At 42.6% G+C, this 15562-nt stretch carries 14 protein-coding genes; 8 read left to right on the top strand and 6 right to left on the bottom strand.

The annotated features are described in order from the left end of the window. Positions 1 to 73 precede the first annotated feature (73 nt). Together PU629_RS14020 and PU629_RS14015 are read right to left on the bottom strand one after the other, a co-directional pair. Positions 74 to 1690, bottom strand: a complete 1617-nt coding sequence (locus PU629_RS14020; protein ID WP_275280686.1) for an MDR family MFS transporter — start codon at positions 1688 to 1690, stop codon at positions 74 to 76. A gap of 218 nt (positions 1691 to 1908) precedes the next feature. Next, on the bottom strand, positions 1909 to 3246 hold the full coding sequence (locus tag PU629_RS14015; RefSeq protein WP_275280685.1) for an APC family permease: 1338 nt from the start codon (positions 3244 to 3246) through the stop codon (positions 1909 to 1911). Between the two features lie 287 nt (positions 3247 to 3533). Here PU629_RS14015 and PU629_RS14010 point away from each other — a divergent pair, with 287 nt between their 5' ends. The 3 genes from PU629_RS14010 (at position 3534) to PU629_RS14000 (ending at position 7054) form a co-directional block, all read left to right on the top strand. Continuing rightward, a complete protein-coding gene (locus PU629_RS14010; RefSeq protein ID WP_275280684.1) occupies positions 3534 to 4502 on the top strand; it encodes an ABC transporter ATP-binding protein in 969 nt (322 codons plus the stop codon). Between the two features lie 20 nt (positions 4503 to 4522). Next, positions 4523 to 5287, top strand: a complete 765-nt coding sequence (locus PU629_RS14005; protein ID WP_275280683.1) for a DUF2705 family protein — start codon at positions 4523 to 4525, stop codon at positions 5285 to 5287. Between the two features lie 1167 nt (positions 5288 to 6454). Beyond that, on the top strand, positions 6455 to 7054 hold the full coding sequence (locus tag PU629_RS14000; RefSeq protein WP_275280682.1) for a helix-turn-helix domain-containing protein: 600 nt from the start codon (positions 6455 to 6457) through the stop codon (positions 7052 to 7054). 375 nt (positions 7055 to 7429) lie between these two features. On the opposite strand, the gene PU629_RS13995 is transcribed toward PU629_RS14000, so the two are convergent. The 4 genes from PU629_RS13995 to motA form a co-directional block, all read right to left on the bottom strand. After that, positions 7430 to 7783 (bottom strand): PH domain-containing protein, encoded by a 354-nt coding sequence (locus PU629_RS13995; RefSeq protein WP_275280681.1) that lies wholly within the window; start codon positions 7781 to 7783, stop codon positions 7430 to 7432. A 168-nt stretch (positions 7784 to 7951) separates the two neighbouring features. Further along, positions 7952 to 8059 carry an SdpI family protein gene (locus PU629_RS22625; protein ID WP_481900516.1) on the bottom strand — a complete coding sequence of 36 codons (108 nt, stop codon included), beginning with the start codon at positions 8057 to 8059 and terminating at the stop codon, positions 7952 to 7954. Positions 8060 to 8457: 398 nt separating this feature from the next. Then, positions 8458 to 9219, bottom strand: a complete 762-nt coding sequence (locus tag PU629_RS13990) for an OmpA family protein (protein WP_275280680.1) — start codon at positions 9217 to 9219, stop codon at positions 8458 to 8460. Continuing rightward, complete coding sequence (gene motA / locus PU629_RS13985; protein WP_275280679.1) at positions 9203 to 10000, bottom strand: flagellar motor stator protein MotA; 798 nt, start codon at positions 9998 to 10000, stop codon at positions 9203 to 9205. Before motA ends, PU629_RS13990 begins: the two co-directional genes overlap by 17 nt. 133 nt (positions 10001 to 10133) lie before the next feature. On the opposite strand from motA, the gene PU629_RS13980 reads away from it, so the two are divergent. From PU629_RS13980 to PU629_RS13960, 5 genes are all read left to right on the top strand, one after another. Next, positions 10134 to 11135 (top strand): CheR family methyltransferase, encoded by a 1002-nt coding sequence (locus tag PU629_RS13980; RefSeq protein ID WP_275280678.1) that lies wholly within the window; start codon positions 10134 to 10136, stop codon positions 11133 to 11135. Further along, on the top strand, positions 11107 to 12156 hold the full coding sequence (cheB, locus tag PU629_RS13975; protein ID WP_275280677.1) for a chemotaxis-specific protein-glutamate methyltransferase CheB: 1050 nt from the start codon (positions 11107 to 11109) through the stop codon (positions 12154 to 12156). The genes PU629_RS13980 and cheB overlap by 29 nt, the downstream gene beginning before the upstream one ends. A gap of 224 nt (positions 12157 to 12380) precedes the next feature. Continuing rightward, positions 12381 to 14072 (top strand): flagellar hook-length control protein FliK, encoded by a 1692-nt coding sequence (locus PU629_RS13970; protein WP_275280676.1) that lies wholly within the window; start codon positions 12381 to 12383, stop codon positions 14070 to 14072. 15 nt (positions 14073 to 14087) lie between these two features. After that, positions 14088 to 14528 carry a flagellar hook assembly protein FlgD gene (gene flgD / locus PU629_RS13965; RefSeq protein WP_275280675.1) on the top strand — a complete coding sequence of 147 codons (441 nt, stop codon included), beginning with the start codon at positions 14088 to 14090 and terminating at the stop codon, positions 14526 to 14528. 30 nt (positions 14529 to 14558) lie between these two features. Beyond that, positions 14559 to 15467 (top strand): flagellar hook-basal body complex protein, encoded by a 909-nt coding sequence (locus PU629_RS13960; protein ID WP_275280674.1) that lies wholly within the window; start codon positions 14559 to 14561, stop codon positions 15465 to 15467. The last annotated feature ends 95 nt before the right edge of the window (positions 15468 to 15562 follow it).

Raw genomic sequence — 15562 nt, 5'->3', positions numbered from 1 at the left:
AGACTTCGTATGAGAGTTTTTTCGGGTTGGCTTGCGCAAAAAACCACTTTTAACTAACGTGTCAGTGTGCGTGTTATTCTTTTGGTTCACCAGCGGTTCCATTCTCTTCAAAGTATTCTTTGCCTTTTAATTTGACTTCCGGCAAGAAGAAGGTCCCGATAAAGCAAAGAATCGCGAAAACTAACCCGACTCTAAATAAGTGCTGAACCCCGTAGGTAAGGGATAGTTTGACAACATCCATAAGTTGAAGATACATCTTATGACCCACTGCCCCGTATTTACTAAATTCAGATGAGATCGACTTCTGTGCCTGCGCGGTTAGAAGCGATTGCGGGTTGATTCCCGAAAGCTTGCTTTCAAATTGCTTTAATGAAGCAGGGAGTGAATGATTTAGTTTATAGCTGAATGATTTATTTAAAATCGAGCCAAATATAGGTGACGCGATGACACCACCGAGTGAACTGACAAATTGCTGTGTAGAGTTAACGGTCCCCATCATTTTATATGGGAATGCGTTTTGCACGACCATGTTCATAAGCGGCATTAATGAACCGATACCGAGTCCGATCACAACCATATTGATGACAACGGTCACCCAGGTCGTATGGACATCCATCTGATTCAGTAAGACCGACCCAAGTACAATAATAGCCCCGCTAAACCATGCCAGATATCTGTAACGACCAGTCTTAGACATCACTTGGCCGGACACTATACTGCCGACAATAAATCCGATCATCATCGGGGTCATGACCCAACCGCTGCTTTGGGCGTTAAGTCCGATGACTCCTTGAACAAAGATAGGTAAGAACATCAGACTGCCAAACATAGTCATCCCAACTAATATGCCCAAAATAAGAGAGGTCGTAAAAATTCGATTTTTAAATAAGCTCGGTGTGAGTACAGGGTCCGATGCTTTACGTTCCCACAGAACAAAAAGGATCAGCAGGATGACACCGCCTATGAAAAGTGACAATTCAATAGGGGATCCCCAAGCGTATTTCGAGCCTGCCCATGTAAACCCAAGCAAGATCGGAACTAACCCGATTACTAAAATGAGTGAGCCTAACCAGTCGACTTTCACACGGTGTTCAGCGCGCACTTTCGGTAACGTAACAGTCACGCCAATAATTGCAAGTACAGCAAACGGTAAGTTAATATAGAAAACCCAGCGCCAAGAGAAAGAATCTGTAATCCAACCGCCAAGCGCGGGTCCAACGATACTGGAGATACCAAATACCGCCATCATAACGCCCATCCATTTGGCACGTTCCTTTGGCGAGAAAATGTCACCAACAGTGGCGCGCGGCATACTCATCATTGCTCCGGCACCAATTCCTTGGAAAGCACGTGCCCAGACAAGTTCAATCATCGAATGCGCCTGGCCGGATACGGCAGACCCAATACCGAACATGATTAAACCAAATAAGTAAAATGGCTTTCGTCCGAATACATCAGACAATTTCCCATAAATTGGAACGGTTACAGAAGAAGCCATCATATAGGCCGTGAAGACCCAAGCATAGAGATTAAATCCTTTTAAATCGCCAATAATGGTTGGCATAGCCGTTGAGACAACGGTTTGGTCCATAGAAGAGAAGAACATCGTCAAGAGAACGGTCGCGAAGGCCCACCATTTTCTTTGACCTGTAATTTGATTGGTTGTTTGTATTGCTGCTGATTCAGCCATTCATTGATTCCCCCATATTTAATTTTTTTGTAAGATTGTTTGACAGCTTTGCCATTAGAAGCCGCTCATAATTGGCGGTGAGGAAACGTGTGCATCACGGTTTCCCCAATTGGCGCCACTTGGATCCTCTTTGCTAGTTTTGACCCACCTTCTGGCATTTAATTCTTAAAGTAAGACCAGATTTGGCGATGAGCTAAACTGTTTTTTTATCAAAAAGCTCAGGTAGTTTCAGCAAAGTCATATTCTGGTGGCTTGATCCTGAAGCCTTTTGTCAGCAAGAGTAGGTAAACGAAACCGATGAATAACCAAGATAATCCAAAAATAAGGGCTAGAAGATCTAAACTCATCCAAAGGTAAATGATAAATGACAGTCCAATTAAAGGACTAATGAGATAGCCAAAGACATTTAACTTGATCGTCCGTCTGTTTTTAAGATAATACGCGATGACGGATAGATTAACGAAGGAGAAGGTTGTAAAGGCACCAAAATTGATCATGGAGGTAGCTGTGACCAAATCTAGAAATAGGGCACTAAGCGACAAGATGCCAATAAAAACAATATTGAAAACAGGCTGAAGCAATTTGGGATGCAGCGAACCGAACCATCTTTTCGGAATCACACCATCTCTCCCCATTGAAAAAAGCAATCGGGAGGCACTGGTCTGAGCGGCAAGTCCTGAAGCTAAGACAGAGATCAATGCACCGCTTGTGAAGAGCGATTGAAACAAGATTCCGCCAATATGCCTAGCGATCTCCGGCGAGGCTCCGTCAATATTTTTCAGAACGGAAACATCAGGGTAGAGCGTTTGCATAAAGTAGGTGACAAGAATAAAAAAGAGCCCGCCAATTAAGGCGATCAGGAAGATGCCTTTTGGAATCGTTTTTTCAGGGGTAATCGTCTCTTCGGCTAAGGTTGTAACCGCATCAAAACCTAAAAAGGAAAGAGCGAGAATCGAGGCGCCAGAGAACAAGAGACTCGTACTCATATCTTTTGAAAAAAATGGGAAGGTAGTAAATCCGCTGCTGTCATTACCGCTTAAAATGGAATGAACCGTCAAACTAACAAAGATAATCGCCACTAATAATTGGAAAAGAACAAAGAGAGCATTAACGGAGACGGCAATTTTAATACCGGTAAGATTCATCAGTGTCATAACGATAATCAATCCGACCACCCAGACCCAGGTTGGTATTTCGGGAAAGCTGGCCGATAAATAGATGCCGGCAAGAACCGCATTAATCATCGGCAAAAAGAGATAATCTAAAAGTGCTGACCAGCCGACCAGAAAACCGAGTTGTGCACTCATGGTTTTCTTTGTATATGTATAAGCTGATCCTGCATCAGGAAAGAGCTTGACCATTTTCCCATAGCTTAAAGCGGTAAACAAAATCGCAATTGTGATTAATATGTAGGAAGCCGGGACATGGCCATTTGTTTCTTGAGATACGACCCCAAATGTATCAAAAACAGCAAATGGCGACATGTAAGCCAAGCCCAAAAAGACAATGGGTGCAACGCCAAGAGTGCGTCGTAACCTATTGTGAGACGTTACCAATATTAAATTCCTCCTATATTCGACTATTCGACGTAAATTCCATTTTAAATGATTTCATAGTCGTTGTGAATACTCGTTTTCAATTTTTTCGTGGATGAACCAAGAGGGCGTCAAGTTAGGGCACGCTTTTGATTGGACGGTTGGAAGCTTAATTGCAAATTTAGACAAAAGTCGATATTAGGACTTGCATCATGATACTATTGGAGTAAGGGTGGGTGCCGGGTGGGTGCCGCTCGCTGCGCAGACGAAGAAGTCATAAGCAGTTATTTAAAAAAAGGAGGGTTCATATGGAATCAGCCGTTTTGCAGATTCATCACTTATATAAGCGGATTGGTCGTCATGACATTCTTAAAGATATTTCTCTAACCATTCAAAGGGGTGAGATTCTTGGTCTAATCGGTCCTAATGGGTCGGGAAAAACCACGCTGATTCGGACGATTGCCGGACTGATAAAAGCCAATAGTGGAAAAGTTGAAATCTGTGGAAAAAACATTCAGTCCCATTTTAAAGAAGCGATAAAAGAAATTGGCGCGATTATTGAAAATCCTGAGTTCTATCCGTATTTGACGGGTTATCAAAATCTCAGACTGTGGGCCAATATGTATAAAGGGATTGGACAAGCGCGAATTGAAGAGGTTGTCTCGCTTGTTCAACTTCAAGGCAGTATTCATGAAAAAGTGTCCACGTATTCATTGGGGATGAGGCAGCGCTTAGGTGTTGCTCAAGCTATTTTACATAAGCCAAAACTGCTCTTATTAGATGAACCAACTAATGGGTTAGACCCTTCTGGAATGATTGAACTTCGGACGTATCTAAAAAGGCTGAGTGAAAAAGAAGGGGTCGCTGTCCTCATTTCTTCGCATTTGTTGCATGAGATTGAAACGATTTGTCAGCGGACAACGATTATCAAGGATGGGACCATTATAGGCAATCAGTCAATTGAACATTTCTCAGACGCTAAACAGCAGGATGTCTTTTATGAAGTGGATGATCTTGATCGAGCCATACAGGTGTTGAATGCGGAGGACGGCACTTTAGAAGTTGAGCGAGTGGATGCGACGAAAATCAGGGTCAGGCTAAGGAGAGACGAGATGCCGCTTATCCTCAAACGCTTAGTTGACAGTGAGATTTCAGTTTTTGAAGTGAAAGTTGATCGGTCAAGCCTTGAGGACGCCTTCTTAGCGGTAACGATGGCAAGGCCCGATAAGACGCGCAGCCAAATGGCTTCAGGGCAGCGCTACCGTTCTAAAAAGTAGACAGGCAATGGGAGGACACTATGATCAGTTTGATTAAAAATGAACAGATAAAGTTATTCAATCGAAGAACTACTAAGGCAGCATTCCTTGGGATTGTGATTTTAAATCTCTTAATCGCGCTCGTCATCAAACGGCTGTTTGGTTCAGAAACGGATAATTTCTTAGTCGGAACGGCGAGTGCGGCAAGCTTTTTAATGATTCTTTCCTTTGTAATTACCGGATTTGCCGGGGCAATCCTCTCCACTGAATATGAGCTCGGAACTATAAAATTTTTATTAATCAGGCCGACCTCAAGAGTGGAATTGCTGCTTGCTAAATTTCTCGGGATTCAATTGGTTAATCTTTATTTTCTAATCGCATTTCTTCTTTCATCCATGCTGTTTAGTGTCATTTTCTTTGGTTTCCACCATCTTGACCAGAACAACATGCACTTGATCATACAAACCGTGATGAAATACGTCGATGAATTTATGGATTGTTTGATGATCTCGACACTTGCGATAGCTTTTTCTACCGTCTTTAAAAATAGTGCGATTGCCGTGGGATCCGTTTTTGCGATCACTATTATAGGCAAAACGGTCGTCGAGCTGCTCAGAGAAAGCCAGTTAAATTGGGGGAAATATGTTCTCTTTTCAAATACTAATTTCTCGCAATATTTAAGTGGTGAACACGCCGTATTTAATGGCATGACACCTCTCTTTTCAGTTGGGATGCTGGCGGGTTATTTCATTGTATTTATGGCTCTCTCACTCGTCGTGTTTGCTAAAAGCGACGTGACGGTGTAACACAAGGCCATTTTGGGTGGCGGAATGTCTGCTTGTAATTATATAGGTAAGAGTTCGTTGAGCGCCTGTCTTTTATTGGGAGGCGCTTTTGTGATGCGCCAACGCACACAAAGTGGTCCTGCCCCGCCTTGAATTTGTGTAATGGAGCGCCCAACGCACAAAAAGAGGTCCACCCATGCCTTGAAATTGTGTAATGGAGCGCCCAACGCACACAAAGAGGTCTGCCCCGCCTTAAATTTGTGTAATGGAGCGCCCAACGCACACAAAGAGGTCCTGCCCCGCCTCGAATTTGTGTAATGGAGCGCCCAACGCACACAAAGAGGTCCACGCATGCCTTGAAATTGTGTAATGGAGCGCCCAACGCACAAAAAGAGGTCCACCTATGCCTTGAAATTGTGTAATGGAGCGCCCAACGCACAAAAAGAGGTCCACGCATGCCTTGAAATTGTGTAATGGAGCGCCCAACGCACACAAAGAGGGCCATCCATGCCTTGAAATTGTGTAATGGAGCGCCCAACGCACACAAAGAGGTCCTGCCCCGCCTTGAAATTGTGTAATGGAGCGTCCAACGCACACAAAGAGGGCCACGCATGCCCTGAAATTGTGTAATGGAGCGCCCAACGCACACAAAGAGGTCCACGCATGCCTTAAATTTGTGTAATGGGGCGCCCAACGCACACAAAGAGGTCCTGCCCCGCCTTGAATTTGTGTAATGGAGCGCCCAACGCACACAAAGAGGGCCATCCATGCCTTGAATTTGTGTAATGGAGCGCCCAATGCACACAAAGAGGTCCACGCATGCCTTGAAATTGTGTAATGGAGCGCCCAACGCACAAAGAGGGGGCCACCCATGCCTTAAATTTGTGTAATGGAGCGCCCAACGCACACAAAGAGGTCCACGCATGCCTTAAATTTGTGTAATGGAGCGCCTAACGCACACAAAGAGGTCCACCTATGCCTTGAAATTGTGTAATGGAGCGCCTAACGCACACAAAGAGGTCCTGCCCCGCCTTGAATTTGTGTAATGGACCACGCAATGCTATCGACTCACGTTTGATTTTTTTGCGGATGGGGTGGGAGATGTGATAAGGAGAGAGGATGCAACTCTACGGAGGGTTGATTGATTTGAAGGCGATCGGTAGCTATCATGGATAGAGAGGTGAGCGGATGGATACAAGTAAAGTTGGCAAACTCCTGTTAACGCTTCGAAAAGAAAAGAAAATGACGCAAAAAGAGGTCGCAAGTACAATGGGAATCAGCGACAAGACCATTTCGAAATGGGAACGTGGTTTAGGCTGTCCTGATGTGTCATTGCTTGGTGATCTTTCTAACATATTAGGAGTTAATATTGAAAAAATTTTATTGGGAGATTTAGAGCCCAACGATGCTGATGGAGGGAATATGAGACGTATTAAATTTTTTGTGTGCTCCAATTGTGGAAGTGTTATGACGAGCTTAGGGGAAGCAGAGATCTCTTGCTGTGGAAGAAAGCTAACGCCATTACTTGCAAAGCCTGAGGATGACGAACATGCAGCAATGATTGAGACGATTGATCAAGAGTATTACATCACTTTTCAGCATGACATGACGAAAAACCATTTCATTTCATTTGTTGCCTATGTTTCTTACGATCGGGTCCTCATCGTTAAGTTATATCCAGAACAGAATGCGGAACTGCGAATTCCGAAAATGTCCGGGGGCACATTGTACACTTATTGCAATCAGCATGGGCTATGGGTGAAAGAAAAAAAGGGACGGTATTATTGATTTAATTATTCCTTGAAATTTGGACTCGTGGATCACTTGCCCTTTAATGCGAAAAGAACCTCGCTTTCCGTGGGCACGGCCGTTCGTCCGCAGCAAGCGAGAGAATTGTCGCTACACTTAAAACGATTAGGCGTAACCAGAATGGCTATCCCTCTCCCAATAGGTTATTGGAGTAGTTAGGCGTAACGAGGTTTCTCTGTTTAATTCGGACAGGCCTATATTCCGGAAATAAGGAATCGTCGTTACACTAAAAGTCAAGCCTATAGTATTGTGTAAAAGTAATTACAATGAGTAACCACTATAAATGGAATTTAGAAGTAGACACTAATTAGGACCTGCCACCAAGGACAGGTCCCTTTTTTGCTTTATATAAAATTAGGAATTAGATAACCCAAGTGATTGTGCTACTTTTTCAGGATCATCCAAGCCGACAATGAGTGCGTTATAGCTTTCACCGCTCAACTTGATTTTTACGCCGCGTTTGTTTTGGTGATGCACGATCACAAATGTTTTGCCTTCGCGGGAAATAAAAGTACCCATTGCGAAGACGCCAGGCAAACGGCTGCCAGGGAACTTCATCCCGTGTACGGCATGGATGACATCATCAAGAATTGTTATATCTTTGACGGAGGTGAAGGGGACGCGGATATCTCCGTGAACGCCTTCTACCTTTTCTAATGTAGACAATTTTAGAACTAGGGTTTCGTCTTCTCTAATTAGTTCGGCCATATCATGATCTCCCTTTTATTTTTTGGCATAGAAGTAGGAAGCAACGATTGAAATGAATGCCCATAAAAGAATCGGGATGACAATCGCCGTTCTCATTGTTAACTCAGTAGGTAAAGCCCAGGCTAAGATGCTAATAAGCATTCCCACTGGAATACCTAACCATCCGCCTTAACGACGGGTGCGAAACCAACTTTCTTCACTCGAAATCGTCCATGGTGTGCGGATGCCGACCCACCAATTTGGCTGAAGGCGAGGGGAGAAAGTGGCAATCAGCATGAACATTATACCGACAACAGTAGGAATGAAGTGAATGGATAAAAAGTTTAATGCATGACCAAGAATCGTCAGGTAGATTAAACTGATCGCCGCAACAATAACCCCGCCAATATAGCGTTAGTTGGCCAGAAGTTCGGATAGTTGCATTTCTTCGGATCCATTCTCCATAAGACATGCTACAAGAAAATCACAACAAGCGCAATGACAGGAGGAGAGTGATGAGCGGGTTGGATTCTGTGTGAAGGGACTCGGAAACAACCGAGGCAGGGGGGAAGAAACGTGTTCAATGCTAAGTTGATTTAACTTTAGAACTTTTTGAGAAAAGTGGAACGAGAGAACCGTCCCCGCGTTCCAAACAAAAAAAGTGAAACGGGAGAACCGTCCCCGCGTTTCACTGCTTAGTTGTTTCTTAGTATGACGATGTTGACTCTTCGGTTGGCTTGGCGGTGTTTGTTTGTGTCGTTTTTGTATAAGGGTTTGAATTGGCCATAGCCAGTAAATTGCATTCTTTGGTCGGCAATGTTTTTGGATTCAAAGAAGTGGAGGACACTTGCTGCTCTAGCGGCGGATAACTCCCAGTTGGATTTGAATTCCGAATTTTTAATGGGGACATTATCGGTGTGTCCTTCAATACTGATCGGATTGGAAACGGTGTTAAGCAGGCCGACTATGGCAGATAAGGTTTTATAGGAACTAGGTTTTAAATTCGCTTTTCCTGAATCGAATAGAATGTAGTCTTTTAATGTGACTTCAACCCCTCGTTGTGTATCTCCGAGAGTGATCACGGCCTGTAAATGGTTTTTCTTTATATAGGTTTCAAGTTTTTGTTTTAAGTTTTCAAGATCCTGGTCATTATTAGCCGATTTAGGAGGAGCTGATTTCGGATGAGTAACCGGTTGTTTTGGCGGTTGCTTTTGGCTTTTCTGAGTGTTCTTCACGGTAAGACCAGCTGTTTTGGTATCCACCTTTGTTCCTGTTAATTCAGATTTCAGTGATTTCATTATCGCATTATATTTAGAAATATTAATACTACTAGAAGCAAATAAGACAATAAACAAGGCTAATAATAGTGTCAGGATATCCGCATAGGGGATTAGCCACGATTCATCAATGTGCTCTTCCTGTTCGTCTTCTTCTAATTTCTTAAGCCGTCTGATCATGAGTCTCTACCTTATTTTTCTTTTCATTCTTTAATCTTTCCTTCGGCGGTATGTAAATCGATAATTTTTTCTCCAAAGCAGTAGGCGAAAGGCCTTGATAGATGCTGATTAAGCCTTCAATAATAAGGAGTTTCGCTTCTTGTTCCTGCTTAGAGATCCGCTTTAATCGATTGGCAATCGGATGCCAAAGAACGTAACCAGAAAAAATCCCTAATAAAGTGGCAATAAAGGCAGCTGAAATGGAATGGCCAAGCTTTGTCACATTATTTAAATTTCCAAGCGATGCAATGAGACCAATAACGGCACCTAGAACACCGAGGGTCGGTGCATAAGTTCCAGCTTGAGAGAAGATGAGTGCTCCTGTCTTATGTCTCTTGTCAATCGCAGCCACTTCATCCAACAAAACTTCTTCAATAAATTCGATATCATTGCCGTCAATTATGAGTTCAAGTCCGTTTTTAAAAAACGGGTCTTCCGTCGTATTGGCGATCTCCTCTAGAGCGAGAAGCCCTTCCTTTTTGGCCACTTCAGCACATTGAACTAAACTTGTAATTTGGTTAGCTTTTGAAGGTAATTTGGGTTGAAATAAGGCAATTTTGATTAATGCCGGAAACTTTTTGATTTCATTGAAAGGAAAAGCAATCAGGACAGCGGCAGCAGTACCACCGAAAATAATAATATAAGCAGCAGGATTGTATAAGGCGGATAAGGAGGCCCCTTTTAATACCATGGCTAAACCGACTGCTAATAGTGCTAACAAAATTCCAAGTATACTAGACATTAATTTCTCCTTTTATTGCAATTTATCTCCTGTAAGGCTATTTTACGTCAATTGACAAGAGTCGACAATATTCTTTTTGATTTAGACTGGAAAATAGTCAAAAAGTCCAAAGTATTAAGTTGATGGCCGAGTGATGAATTGCAAAATGCAATTGACCAAATACAGATTTTCGTTTAATTTTGATCATGAGGATGGGAAGTTTGAAGAAATTTATCACTTTTTGTTGAATTTTTTATCTTTGGATTTAAAAATAGGAGCTTATTATACAAATAAAGGGAAAGAGGTGATGGGTGTGAGAGATGAAGGATTAGAGAAATTAAGTGACATGATTTATGACTATTGCGGACTTGTTTTCATCGATCGCCTGGACACCTTAAGGGATAAACTTGGGAAGAGATTAATTGAACTTGAGCTTACGGCTTGGGAGTATGGTGATTTTTTAATGCATAATTCTCCTGAATGGGACGTTCTCGTTGAATTATTGACGATAAATGAATCGTATTTCTATCGTGAAGAAAATCAATTGAATGAGTGCTGTTCGATTGTGTTGCCTCAGTTGAAAGAGATCAATAAATATCGGCCAATTCGGATTTGGAGTGCCGCCTGTTCGACCGGAGAGGAACCCTACACCTTGTCTATGTTAATTCATGAGTCGGGGCAGATCCTCCCAGGAAATGTTGAAATTATGGCGACTGACATTAATAAAAAAGTGCTTGAAAAGGCTAAAAAGGGCTGGTATAAAGATGGTTCACTTGCCTTTCGACGAATACCCAAACATCTATTAGAAAATTATTTTACTGAAGAAGAGGGCGGCTACCAGATTAAACCCTACATACAAAAAATGGTAACCTTTCGCCATTTAAATCTGCTCGATGATAAGAAAATAGATGAAGAAATAGGAAAAGTGGATATCATTCTTTGCCGTAATGTTTTGATTTATTTTGATCAACTTATGATCAACAAGGTGATTGAAAGTTTATATCGGGTGTTAACGCCAGGCGGCTTTTTATTTCTAGGCCATGCTGAATCTATTAAGGACTCAGGACTGGGGCTTAAGAAAGTGAACACCCATCGCACCTTCTACTATCGAAAGGAAACGACGCAACATGAAGAAGTTCAGAATACTCGTAGTTGATGATTCTGCTTTTATAAGAAGAGCTATTCGCCATCTGCTGCAAACAGACCCGCAGTTTCAAGTGGTAGGAATTGCGAGAAATGGCATGGAGGCTATTGAAAAAGTAGAGACATTGAAACCGGATTTGGTGACATTAGATGTTGAAATGCCTGTATTGAACGGTTTCGAGGCACTTAAGAAAATAATGGAGGGCACAACTGCGCCACTTGTTGTCTTATTAAGCTCGCGAAATGAAGCGGAAGCAAGAGAAATGTTGGACGCACTGGAATTGGGTGCCATTGATTTCTTTCAAAAAGAAAACCTCTTTACTCAATCTGGTGAAGCGTCTCAAGGCAAAGACTTTCTCATGCGTCTAAAAGGCATTTTAGAAAAAACAAAACGATCGCCAAAAGAAATCAAAAAACCGATTCAAGAGATCAGTCATAGTGTGAGTGTGAGGCATAACCATCACATGGACTTGATTTTTATCGGCTGCTCAACAGGGGGGCCATCCGCCTTACAAAAAATTCTCCCTTTATTCCCAAAGGATTTTTCCATACCAATCGTGGTCGCTCAGCATATGCCGCCTGGATTTACTCAACCGCTAGCAGAAAGACTGGATATGAAGTGCCCGCTTAAAGTAAAAGAAGCAGAAGCGGGGGAGCGGGTTCAAGCAGGCACCATCTATATCGCGCCATCCGGCTATCAAACGACTTTTATTCGGAATGAGTCGGGCGACATCTTCTTTGAAGTCACTGAGAAGGGCCATGAGAAAACCTTATATAGACCTTCCGTTGATGTATCCCTAAGTTCCGCTGCTCCTATTTATAAAGAAAAATTGTTAGCCGTCATTTTGACAGGGATGGGAACAGATGGGGAATTGGGCGCAGGTTTAGTGAAAAAGTGTCAAGGCACTGTTTTTGTCGAAGCGGAAGAATCCTGTATTGTATACGGAATGCCTAAAGCCGTCCTAAAAGCGGGTCATGCGGATGGGCAATTTGAACTATCCGCGATGTATGATGAAATCGTTTCGACGATCTAAAAAGGTATCAATACAAAGACGGGGATTTTTAGAGAATGTCTGTCCTGGTTACGCTTAGGAGGATTTTCAACCGGGTAACCCTTGTGAAAAACAATCAAACTATCAATGACGAAAAAGCGGGAAATAAATCGAAAATAGTCGGAATATACCATGACGAAGGTAAGTCAATAAGCTATAATGATGATAATAGAATGTTTTTGATAGGATGAGAGGAAGCCGTTTGTATGGATGTGACTCAAATTAGTGTCAAAATAAATCAAACACCACTGCCGAAAGAAAGCAGTTCAAGTGTGCAAGATAAATCAGAAACGGTTTTGAATAGCTTTGATCAGATCTTATCTATGTTTAGCTCTTCAGGGCAAACGACGCAAGAAAGTGCTATGGACAAGAAGGATGCTGGAACAACGAATTTGAAGCTGATGGATGATGACAAAGAGAAAGAGCCTTCATCCCATGATCTGGATACCGATGATTGGCAGGAGCTCGATTCCTTATTAACGTCGATCCTTGCTGGCATTCAATCATCACCATCGCTAGCAAATTTAGTCAATCAAGACACAACGTCCACAACTTTAAATCCTTCTATTGAAACGGCTTTTAGTAAGATGGATGGCGCGACCTCCAACGTTTCCCAGTTAATTCTTAATAAATTGGGCGCGGGCGATGGTACATATAACGGGCAAGAGATCCAAGCGGCAATGAAACAACTGTTAGCGGCCTTGAAGCAAACACAAGGCGGATCGACTGCAGCGCTACAAGTAGACTCATCAGCAGTAAAGGGGAGCCAGCCATTGTCGGAAGGAAGCCTATCTCCTAAGCTTCAAAAAGAACTGATTGATAAATTGAATGAAGTAATCGAACTCTTCAAACCGGATTCAGCTGATAAGACGGATTCCAACAAGGGCTTAAAGGTGGGAAACGGTATCCATTTAATAAAGGTTGCCATCAAACCAGATTCAGTGAGCAGCGCTTCACCATTGGGTTCTGAGAAGGCGACTCCTGCCACTAACAATGCCTTAGGGAATAACACAGCGAACATGAATTTAATTAAGCATTCGCTCCAACCGGATTCAGCGAACAGCACCTCGCCATTGGGTTCTGAGAAGGCGACTCCTGCCACTAACAATGCCTTAGGGAATAACGCAACGAACATGAATTTAATTAAGCATTCGCTCCAACCGGATTCAGCGAACAGCACCTCGCCGTTAGATTCTGAGAAGACGGGTTCCATCCAAGCTTTAAGTCTGGATAAACACCAGATCAATCAACCCATTATCCAGAATCAAGATCAACGCGCGGTGAACAATACGGCTACGCAAGCGCCGGCTTCTTCACAAGAAAAAGGGGACGCGTCGCCAGTGAATTTGGCTATTAATCTAGTTAGTTCAAATCAAGAGTCCGCTAACTTAACGGGATCGAGTTCAGCTGAGCCGGCTGTGATTCCTGTATCAGATTTTGTGCCTGAAATCACGAACTGGATGAGCCGCATGGCAAATAGCTCTATGAATCATGCCGAAGCAAAATTTTCATTGTATCCAGAACATCTAGGTCCCATTGAAATAAAAATAGCTTCACAAGATGGACAAATAACGGCTCAAATCCTGACTGATAACTCGGCCGCTAAGGATGCGCTGAATGATCAGCTGCAGCATTTGAAACAGGCGATTGAGCAGCATGGGATAGTTGTTCAAAAACTAGATATTGTTCAACAGCCGGCCATTTCAATGGGGGATGCAAGTCAATCCGCCTTTTCCCAAAATGGGTCTGGGTCACAACGACAGAGGCTCTATGATGGCGATCAAGACTTAGGGAAGAAACAAAAGGGCTTTGATCTGAATGAAACGATTATAGAATCCTTGCCGACTTCATATGGAGGAATGCCGCCATCTTCTTCAACCATTGATTTTACGGCATGATAAGGAGCGAAAGTCATGACAAATAGTGTTGATATTACCAATAATGTTTCAACTAGTAATACTTTAATGAGTGGAAATTCTTCTGAAGACCAAAGCGTACTAGGAAAAGATGATTTTTTAAAAATTTTGGTCACGCAATTGTCCAATCAAGACCCGTCCAATCCTCTACAAGACCAAGACTTTATCGGCCAAATGGCTAACTTTAGTTCCTTGGAACAAATGACGAACCTGAATGATTCCTTTGATAAATTTGCGAATTTGCAAATGAGCCAGTACTCCTCTGCCATTGGTAAGGAGATTACATGGACACCTGAGGGAGGGGACAGCTCATCTTCAGGTGTTGTGACAGGAGTCGCCACTCAAGATGGAAGCTATTATTATCTGGTAGGTAATCAAAAAGTCCCTATGGAAAACGTTACAGAAATCGATCAAGTTTCAAGCGATTCTAATCAATAAATAATGGATAAAAATTAAGGGGGAACACACATGTTAAAGTCATTATATTCCGGAGTTTCAGGGATGAAAGGTTTCCAAACACAACTCGATACAATCGGTAATAATATTGCCAATGTCAATACCGTTGGGTTTAAAAAAAGCAGAGTAGAGTTTCAAGATATAGTTAACCAAAACCTATCGGGAGCAACCGCCCCTAATGGCCAGACAGGCGGGATCAATCCCCAACAAGTCGGTTTAGGATCAAAAATAGCGGCTATTGATACCATTCATACTCCAGGAAGTCCTATGACTACCAACGTGGGAACGGATTTAGCCATTGATGGGGATGGTTATTTTGTCGTGAACAATGGTACGCAAGACTATTTAACAAAAGCCGGTAATTTTAATCGGGATGCGAATGGGACATTAGTCAATTCAAACGGTTATAAGGTTGTCGGTGTAACTGGAACAGCAACAAATCCACAAGAAGTTAATATTTCGATTAATCAAGATGACAAGACGGGTCAAAAATTTACATCCTTTTCCATTGATGCGGATGGGCATATCAATGTGGTGAGCGAGGACGGAACGAGCGGGGAACTCGCCTATGATTCCCAAAATCAACAATACTATTTAAACGATGGCACAAATGATGGAACAAACAATCCTGATGACATCATTTCCATAGGAACGGCTGTTGTCAACAACCCAGAAGGTTTAACAAAGGCTGGAGATACCTTGTTTGAAACGTCACCCAATTCTGGAGCAGCAACGGCTGAACGAAGTGAAAACAATAACGCTGGTCAAATCGAGTCTGGCGTATTAGAAATGTCTAACGTTGACTTAACTGAAGAATTCACTGAAATGATCGTGGCTCAGCGCGGGTTCCAGGCAAACGCGAGAACGATCACCACGTCTGATACGATTTTACAAGAATTGATTGATTTGAAACGAAATTAATCGCTTATTGAGTTTGTTTCATCGGTTCCTCATTCGATCAGCTGCGGCATGAATCTGTATAGGGATTGGTTTTCTATAGAAATTGCTGCTTTGGC

This window comes from Pullulanibacillus sp. KACC 23026 (assembly GCF_029094525.1).
In the GTDB taxonomy this organism is placed as follows: Bacteria; Bacillota; Bacilli; order Bacillales; family Sporolactobacillaceae; genus KACC-23026.
The sequence above is the reverse complement of the archived record's forward strand: the minus strand, read 5'-3'. Positions and strand labels throughout refer to the sequence as shown.

Excerpts from the sequence above, each read along its gene's own strand:
- PU629_RS14020 (WP_275280686.1), bottom strand. The coding sequence starts at position 1,690 with ATGGCTGAATCAGCAGCAATACAAACAACCAATCAAATTACAGGTCAA.
- PU629_RS14010 (WP_275280684.1), top strand. The coding sequence starts at position 3,534 with ATGGAATCAGCCGTTTTGCAGATTCATCACTTATATAAGCGGATTGGT.
- PU629_RS14005 (WP_275280683.1), top strand. The coding sequence starts at position 4,523 with ATGATCAGTTTGATTAAAAATGAACAGATAAAGTTATTCAATCGAAGA.
- PU629_RS14000 (WP_275280682.1), top strand. The coding sequence starts at position 6,455 with ATGGATACAAGTAAAGTTGGCAAACTCCTGTTAACGCTTCGAAAAGAA.
- PU629_RS13995 (WP_275280681.1), bottom strand. The coding sequence starts at position 7,783 with ATGGCCGAACTAATTAGAGAAGACGAAACCCTAGTTCTAAAATTGTCT.
- PU629_RS22625 (WP_481900516.1), bottom strand. The coding sequence starts at position 8,059 with ATGCTGATTGCCACTTTCTCCCCTCGCCTTCAGCCAAATTGGTGGGTC.
- PU629_RS13990 (WP_275280680.1), bottom strand. The coding sequence starts at position 9,219 with ATGATCAGACGGCTTAAGAAATTAGAAGAAGACGAACAGGAAGAGCAC.
- motA (WP_275280679.1), bottom strand. The coding sequence starts at position 10,000 with ATGTCTAGTATACTTGGAATTTTGTTAGCACTATTAGCAGTCGGTTTA.
- PU629_RS13980 (WP_275280678.1), top strand. The coding sequence starts at position 10,134 with ATGAATTGCAAAATGCAATTGACCAAATACAGATTTTCGTTTAATTTT.
- cheB (WP_275280677.1), top strand. The coding sequence starts at position 11,107 with ATGAAGAAGTTCAGAATACTCGTAGTTGATGATTCTGCTTTTATAAGA.
- PU629_RS13970 (WP_275280676.1), top strand. The coding sequence starts at position 12,381 with ATGGATGTGACTCAAATTAGTGTCAAAATAAATCAAACACCACTGCCG.
- flgD (WP_275280675.1), top strand. The coding sequence starts at position 14,088 with ATGACAAATAGTGTTGATATTACCAATAATGTTTCAACTAGTAATACT.
- PU629_RS13960 (WP_275280674.1), top strand. The coding sequence starts at position 14,559 with ATGTTAAAGTCATTATATTCCGGAGTTTCAGGGATGAAAGGTTTCCAA.